General features: G+C 32.8%; 11 protein-coding genes. All 11 read left to right on the forward strand.

Annotated features, from left to right (window positions below; translation table 11 throughout):
- The first annotated feature begins 629 nt into the window (after nucleotides 1-629).
- The 11 genes from EDC18_RS14645 (at nucleotide 630) to EDC18_RS14215 (ending at nucleotide 7,112) form a co-directional block, all read left to right on the forward strand.
- Nucleotides 630-788, forward strand: a complete 159-nt coding sequence (locus EDC18_RS14645) for a hypothetical protein (RefSeq protein ID WP_165878604.1) — start codon at nucleotides 630-632, stop codon at nucleotides 786-788.
- Nucleotides 789-801: 13 nt separating this feature from the next.
- Nucleotides 802-1,086 carry a reverse transcriptase domain-containing protein gene (locus tag EDC18_RS14165; protein ID WP_243115128.1) on the forward strand — a complete coding sequence of 95 codons (285 nt, stop codon included), beginning with the start codon at nucleotides 802-804 and terminating at the stop codon, nucleotides 1,084-1,086.
- Nucleotides 1,087-1,365 carry a group II intron maturase-specific domain-containing protein gene (locus EDC18_RS14970; protein WP_371829323.1) on the forward strand — a complete coding sequence of 93 codons (279 nt, stop codon included), beginning with the start codon at nucleotides 1,087-1,089 and terminating at the stop codon, nucleotides 1,363-1,365.
- Nucleotides 1,366-1,581: 216 nt separating this feature from the next.
- The gene (locus EDC18_RS14175) at nucleotides 1,582-1,887 is read left to right on the forward strand and encodes a hypothetical protein (RefSeq protein WP_132254216.1); all 306 of its coding nucleotides are present in this window, start codon (nucleotides 1,582-1,584) and stop codon (nucleotides 1,885-1,887) included.
- 213 nt (nucleotides 1,888-2,100) lie between these two features.
- Entirely contained in the window at nucleotides 2,101-2,622 is a 522-nt protein-coding gene (locus EDC18_RS14180) for an AAA family ATPase (RefSeq protein ID WP_132254218.1), read from the forward strand.
- Between the two features lie 465 nt (nucleotides 2,623-3,087).
- Nucleotides 3,088-3,576 (forward strand): hypothetical protein, encoded by a 489-nt coding sequence (locus EDC18_RS14185; protein ID WP_132254220.1) that lies wholly within the window; start codon nucleotides 3,088-3,090, stop codon nucleotides 3,574-3,576.
- Nucleotides 3,577-3,851: 275 nt separating this feature from the next.
- On the forward strand, nucleotides 3,852-4,049 hold the full coding sequence (locus EDC18_RS14190; protein ID WP_165878605.1) for a hypothetical protein: 198 nt from the start codon (nucleotides 3,852-3,854) through the stop codon (nucleotides 4,047-4,049).
- A 691-nt stretch (nucleotides 4,050-4,740) separates the two neighbouring features.
- Nucleotides 4,741-5,334, forward strand: a complete 594-nt coding sequence (locus EDC18_RS14200) for a hypothetical protein (protein ID WP_132254224.1) — start codon at nucleotides 4,741-4,743, stop codon at nucleotides 5,332-5,334.
- A gap of 167 nt (nucleotides 5,335-5,501) precedes the next feature.
- Nucleotides 5,502-5,690 (forward strand): hypothetical protein, encoded by a 189-nt coding sequence (locus tag EDC18_RS14205; protein WP_132254225.1) that lies wholly within the window; start codon nucleotides 5,502-5,504, stop codon nucleotides 5,688-5,690.
- A gap of 23 nt (nucleotides 5,691-5,713) precedes the next feature.
- Nucleotides 5,714-6,412 carry an aspartate/glutamate racemase family protein gene (locus EDC18_RS14210; RefSeq protein WP_132254227.1) on the forward strand — a complete coding sequence of 233 codons (699 nt, stop codon included), beginning with the start codon at nucleotides 5,714-5,716 and terminating at the stop codon, nucleotides 6,410-6,412.
- A gap of 187 nt (nucleotides 6,413-6,599) precedes the next feature.
- Nucleotides 6,600-7,112 carry a hypothetical protein gene (locus tag EDC18_RS14215; protein WP_132254229.1) on the forward strand — a complete coding sequence of 171 codons (513 nt, stop codon included), beginning with the start codon at nucleotides 6,600-6,602 and terminating at the stop codon, nucleotides 7,110-7,112.
- Nucleotides 7,113-7,300 lie beyond the last annotated feature (188 nt).

Below are 7,300 nucleotides of genomic sequence, written 5' to 3' on the forward strand. Positions count from 1 at the left end.
TCCTATTAAAGAAACAGAGTTAAAGGATTATATGGTCCAGAATAAATAGATTATGCGAAATAAATTAAATGCGACAACTTACTTGACAAATACCGAGTATAATTGAGTCGGTTACTTTGACTGATGATAAATTATCAAATATGCGAGAATTACTAATAGTAGAAATTAAAAGACTTGTGATGCAATATCAAACAAAGGCATCTTTCCTTTAAATAAATAATGCGTATGTAAGTTTTCGATAATGATTTTCGATTTTGTACAACTACGAAGTAAGGAGATTTATTAATTATGATACGACACCTAACAAGATTATTCCCATTCGCTGGTGCACATTCCTTCACTGGGTGCAAGCACCGCCTGCGAAGAAGGGCTCTGGGGGTCCAGTTCAGGAACGTGGGGAATAACAGAACGATAGTCAAAATGTTGCTCCGCACCATCTTGACTATCGGCCGAGCGGGCTACGCCCCCTTGATAGCCGACGTGCCGCTACGCACCACATCGACTATCAAGCGAGTTTGCAACACAAGTAATCCGCCAGCAAGCTGACAGATTACTTGCGTCGCAAACCCGCGCGGCCGTTATCTGACATCCTAGGTATTGGTATATTTAAGTTTAGAGGGGGAATTGATTTGAGACAGAAATTAATCTTAGAAAGAACAAATGAAATTCGGTGTGAGTTGAATAAGGTTTGGGATATAACAAAACAGTATTGGTACCCTTTATTTGAATGTACTAGAGAAGATTTAATTTCATTTGATTCAAATTACATAATGAAATCTAAAAAGTGAAGGTGAATGTAAGCTGGCGAGATATGCAGATGACTTTGTTTGCGCCTTTCGATATAAAAGAGATGCTGAAAGATTTATGAAAACTCTAGGGAAAAGGCTAGGAAAATTTGGGTTAACATTAGCAGAAGAAAAAACAAAAATGATTAGGTTTAGTAGATTTGAAAAAGAAAAGAATGATACCTTTGATTTTCTAGGATTTACATTCAGATGGGAAAAGTCAAGAAAAGGAAAAGACATAATTACCCATAAGACTAGTAAAAAAGGATTCAAAAGGACCATACAAAAGTTCAAAGAATGAATAAGGAAAAATAGACATTGTCGTTTGATGAAAATGTTTAAAGAACTAAATACAAAACTACGAGGTTACTATAATTATTATGGAGTAATAGGAAATAGCAAGAAAATAACTCAAGTATACAGGATAATAATAGAAACTCTATATAAGTGGTTAAATAGACGTAGTCAAAGAAAGAGTTTTATATGGGAAGCGTTTGGAAAAGTAATAAAAAGGTATAAACTCTTAAAACCCTATATAGCATCAAGATATCAACAAATGACAATAAAGATAAGTTGCTGAAATATGGAAGTAGATTTTATAACTGAGGAGCCCAGTGCGGGAAATCCGCACGCTGGGATCTGTGCGAGGGGCGTCGGGTAACCGATGGCTCTATCGTGACTACGACACAGGTAATGTCGGACTACTCTTCGTAGAGTATAGATGGTCTTTAGAAACTAGTCATACTAATGTAATAAGCTAGTGTCTATTCTGATCTTAAAGGAGGAGGGAAAACAAATGAAGGAAGATAAATTGATAAAGGTATTATATACTGTGTATTTATTACTAGCAATAGTATTAGGTTTTGCAATCCTTTTTCCAAATTCTCTTATTAAAGATTTAAGCATCATACTTGTAGGTATTTTTTTTATAATAACTAGTTCATTTGGGTTAATAACTAAATCATCTTTTATAGGAAGGGCAATCATATTCCCTCAAAAAAGCAATAATAAAACAGAACATTATTTTGTTTTAACTTTAAACTACATTATTGCTATTATAGGTATTATTTTAATTGTTTTAGATCTTATAAAAATAATTTAAGTTGATTGCATCGCATAACAAAATATCTCCGTACGCTTTGCACATTCCACAGCTAAGCGCGTCGCGACAGTATTCGCATTAGCCGTTCGCAGGCTCACAGTCATAAGCGAACACTTCTAAGGCTCTGGAATGTCGGAGATACGAAACGTTATAAGACATTACCTTGCTCATTTCAGGGGAGTCCTTTTGAATAATATAGAAAGTGGGGATTAAATGCCAAATGGAATAATTGTATTTGGTGCAAATGGTAGTGGAAAATCTACTATAGCACGGGAATTGGCAGAAGTGTTGAACTATAAATATATGGATATTGAAGAATATCATTTTATAGAGTCAGAGATTCCATATACTAAGGCTCGTACAAGGGAAGAATGTTTAAATTTAATGTTGGAAGACATAAATACACATAAAAATTTTGTTTTATCTGCTGTTACTGGTGATTTTGATGATTATATTGAGTCAATGTACAGTTTTGCAGTCTTACTAGTAGCTCCTCTTGAAATCCGTATTGATCGAGTTAAACGTCGTGCATTTGTGCGACATGGGGAGCGAATAAGTGAAGGTGGTGACATGTACAAACAGCATTTAGAGTTTGTTGAGTTTGTGAGAACACGAACTTCAGATAGAATTGCACAATGGAATGAAAAACTTAAGTGTCCGGTAATAACAATTGATAGTACTAAACCAATTTCTGAAAACATTGAATTAATTGTTCAGGAATATTTTCATCTATAAGAAGTCAATAATTCACTAATTGAAAATCTAGTATGCAGTTCACGATTAAGAATGGTACATTTTAAATGAGTTTAGATAGTTGTACGAAGCTGAGGAAGGTAACATATTATAATACTATGTTTAACGCAAGAGTGCTGGAGGGCACTTTTTGGGCATGGTCAGGCACCAATGATTTGATTGCTAAAAGTTGTTGGGAAGGGCTAGGATATATTACTTTCAGACAACAAGCTCGAAAAGGATTATGAAATAAAATAATATTATGTAATGCTTCCGTGGAGAACCTCAGCTAACTTAATATCTCCGTTTGCTTCGCCCACCTCTTCACCGGGTGCAAGCACTGCCTACGAAGAAGGACTATAGGGGTCCGGTTCAGAGGCGTCGGAGATAAGAAACATTTATGTTAAGTGACATCAATTCACTAGTGACAATTAATTGGTAGTATGAATAAGAGGGGGATATTTAATAATGAAATACCAAGATGTTGATAAAAATATTGAAAGAATATCAAGATATACAAAAAGCAAGTATATAATAAAAAAGATATTGTTACAAAGATTTTTGGTGTTAGGAATTCTATTAATTGGTATTAATTTGCTTTTTGATTTACAAGATATCAGAACTAAAGAGTTCATTTATGTTTCAATAATAAAAATAATTATAATTTTATTATTGGGGATAATTGTTGGTAATTTTGAGTGGAATTTATTTGTTTCATTAAAGAATTATGAAATTAGTTTGAGTAAGATAAGATATAGGTTTATATTGAATATGGGTATTCTAAGCTGGGGTTTACCAATTGGAATAGCTAACATGGAGTATCCTGTAAAATCAATATTGAATAACGGTGTGCATCTTTTAATATGGATTATTGCAGGAATTTTCTTTGGTACATCAATGTGGTTGGTGGTATCAGATGAATTTAAGAAACACTTAGACTCAAATTATAATATATAGTTTAATATGAGTGTTACTATATATTCCGTGTCTGATATCACATAACAATGCACTCAAGTTCGCTTTGGCTGCTTAGGGTCTATCTAAGGCTGACAAACGTCTTGAGTGCGGGGCCATTAGACGACACAATTAATTATCTCTAATACTGTCAAAAAATATTTAAAAGAATTGATGTAATGTAAGAAAAGATCTTAGTAGATGGTCTTATAAGAGATGGTGAAGAAGGTTGTTTTTGGACAGATGCATTTTTTACATCACCACAAGAAGTAGAAATGATGTTAAATAATTATGAGACAGAAAGTATTTTTCATATTGGTACAGATGGGGTAAGCACCTTATTAAAAGAATCAGTTGACAATTTAAAAGATGAAGAATTTAATTTGTGGCTTAAATATCATATCAAGACTTGTGAGGAAAAAAGTATTTTGGGATATAGTAACCATGGTTTGTATGTATGTAAGAAAGTGTATTGATATTAGTAAAATTCATTCTGACATAGACCTAGTATAGCTAATAGTGATCTTGGAGAAATACCATAACTTTTCTCATACTAATTATAGGCATTATTTTTCATCAAATATTTTTATCAAAGTCTGAAAGCAAATGGCCTGGTTTGATACTACCTTTAATAACGTTCGCCTTTTCACTTTTAGCCATTTTAAATATTATGGGAGAGTCTGGTCAATCAATATTTGAAGTTATTATTCAGACGATTTTTGCACTTGTTCTTTTTAATATACCAACATTTATTTTAATAGCTATATATTTTGCTTGTAGAGAAAAAGTCAAGAAGAGTAATGAGATTGAAAAAATGAATAAACAAGACCTGTAAAGAGTTGAAAAGAAGCTGAAATAAGTCAGTTTCTTTTTTTATGGGATTAAATGTATTCAATTTGGTATAAAAAAGCGTCATATAATTGCTTTGGAATAAAAAACAGAATTATACAATAAAATACACCCAAAGGCTTTGAAGTGTAGTATAATTATGAAAGAAATAGATTAAATAAGAAAATGCAATTAGACCATAAGGTGAGCTAATACATAAGTGGTATTCGAGAAATAACCGTCGCAGATACCACCAAAATGACGAATAATCAGACGTAAAATTCAGAAATACAATAGTTATGTGAAATTCAACACTAGTTTGTAAAGATTGGAGAGTTTATGAAAAGGCGATTAATACTTGGTGTTTCAGTAATCATTATTTTGTTATGTGTTTACTTATATAAAGTTGGATATGTTAATATATGGATAAATGGTATGGGAGCAATATTTCACAATACTGAGCATTATACAGATGTGGATAGTGAGATGATTTCAGAGACTTTTAGGTTTAAGATTGACTTAATGAATTTAGAAACTAATGAAGGAATAGAAGTTTTTAATGATGGAGTACATACCATTAATGTAAATAAAGTTGGACATAATGGAAGTGTAAGTAGTGGTGGATATTATATAAGTTTCGCTGCATCGGGCATATATTCAATAGAAGGGGCTTCTTTAATATCAGCTATTGAAAGTAAGAACGTTGGGTATAACATATCAACAACAAATCTGATTTCAAGATTAAAGGCTAATTATAAAGGAATAGAATATGACTGCTCATTACAAGGTATTGGAGGTTTAGGAGACAGTTTTTCTTTTTATATTTTTCCATCATCAGCGTATGATAATGGTGATATAACTTTAAATGAAACAGGTGTAGTGGAGTTAGAATTAATTAATTTATACAAGAATGTTTGGAGAAGAATTGATTAATAACTTCCGTGTTAAACTTCACATAACAAGATTATTCCCGTTCGCTTTGCACATTCCTTCACTGGGTGCAAGCACCGCCTACGAAGTAGGGCTATGAGGGTCCAGTTCAGAGACGTCGGAGATACGAAACGTTAGCTGAAATTAACGCTAATTTTTTTGGAGGAAATATGATAAATAATAAAAATTACAAACTAAATAATAAGGCAGATAAAGAATTTAACTACTCGAATTTATGGTGTGTTGAAGAATATTCTAATTTTAAAAGAGTAACTGTTGCACCACAAAAAAATCATGTTAATATTATGCTTGATTTATTAAAAGAGATATCATCACCTTATTGGATTCTTTATGTTTGATTTTTGAGAGAGGGTGTATTTTAATGAAAAAGATAGGAATGATTGGTGGATTTGGTCCTGAGTCTACTCTTGACTATTACCGTTTATTAATTGATCAATATCATCAATTACATGGCGAGGGAGGTCTACCTGAAATAATAATTTATAGCATGGATATTTATTTTTTACTTAATACAGTTGAGCAAAAACGATGGGATGATTTGATAGAATATCTTTTGAAGGGCATTAATACTCTTGCTAAAGCTGGTGCGGATTTTGGATTTATTTCAGCTAATACTCCGCACATTGTGTTTAGTAGATTGAAAAGCTTATCTCCGATACCCCTGATAAGCATAGTTGAGGAGACAAGCAAGAAAACTAAAGAAATCGGATTACAAAAAGTGGGTCTACTTGGGACAAGTTATACGATGCAATCAAGTTTTTTTCAGGAGGTATTTGCTAACGACAATATCTTAATTGTTGTACCTCGAGAAGAGGAACAAGAATACATCCAACATAAATTAATGACAGAGATAGAATTAGGAGAATTTAATGAAGGAACCCGTAAAGGGTTGCTTGGAATAGTTAAACGAATGGTCGATGAGGAATCAATAGAGGGATTGATTCTTGGGTGTACGGAGTTGCCACTGATTTTGATAAAGGATGAGTTTGGCATACCATTTCTTAATACAACTAAGATACATGTTGACAGTGTGATTAGATATTATTTAAAGGAAAATTAGAATTGAGAGTGTTGAATAACCAAGGCTTCGTATAACAATGCATTTGCATAAAGGTGCTGGAAGCATGCTTTAAGGGCAAGGTCAGAGCTCCGCATCCCTTCACCGAGAGCAAAGCTCCACCAAGGGGGAGAGTCTTTGTGGGTCCGGTTGAGGGACGTCGCAAATAAGAAACGTTAGGTGAAATAAATTGCTAGATTTTTATTGGAGAGGAAGAGGAATGGACATTCATGAGTTGTACTTAAAGAAATTTACTAGTAGTGAAACGGGATTTGATTATGTTATGTGGGCTATATCAGAAGTTGAAAAAGGACTAAATAACATTTCTTCATTTGAGTTATCTTCACTTGGAAGAGAAGCTAATTATTTTGAAGCTTTAGAATTATTCAATGTGCTATTAATTCAAGGATTTGTTTCCATTCCAAGCCAGAAGGAATGTCATCTATATAACGGAATGAAAATATGCAAGTCAATATTATTAAACAAAGAGAATCTTTTTAAAAAGGCATATGAGCTATTTGATGTTTGTATTGAACTTGAATATGATTCAGATTTAATGGATTGGTATTGGATTAGTGAAGATATTGATGCTCTTAAATATGATATGAATACATCTAAATTAGACTATGAAACCATTGAAGCAGATATTATCGAAAAAGCTAATAAATTTTTGGAGTCATACAAATCAATCTATCCAAATTGACTTAAGGATGAGCCTAAGGGCCGCAATTTACTTTCGCCTAACAAGACAATTCTCGTTCGTTGCACACATTCTTTCACTGGGTGCAAGCACCGCCGGTATTTGTCAAGTAAGTTGTCGCATTTAATTTATTTCGCATAATCTATTTATTCTGGACCATATAATCCTTTAACTCTGTTTCTTTAATAGGA

This window comes from Natranaerovirga pectinivora (assembly GCF_004342165.1).
Lineage (GTDB): Bacteria > Bacillota > Clostridia > Lachnospirales > DSM-24629 > Natranaerovirga > Natranaerovirga pectinivora.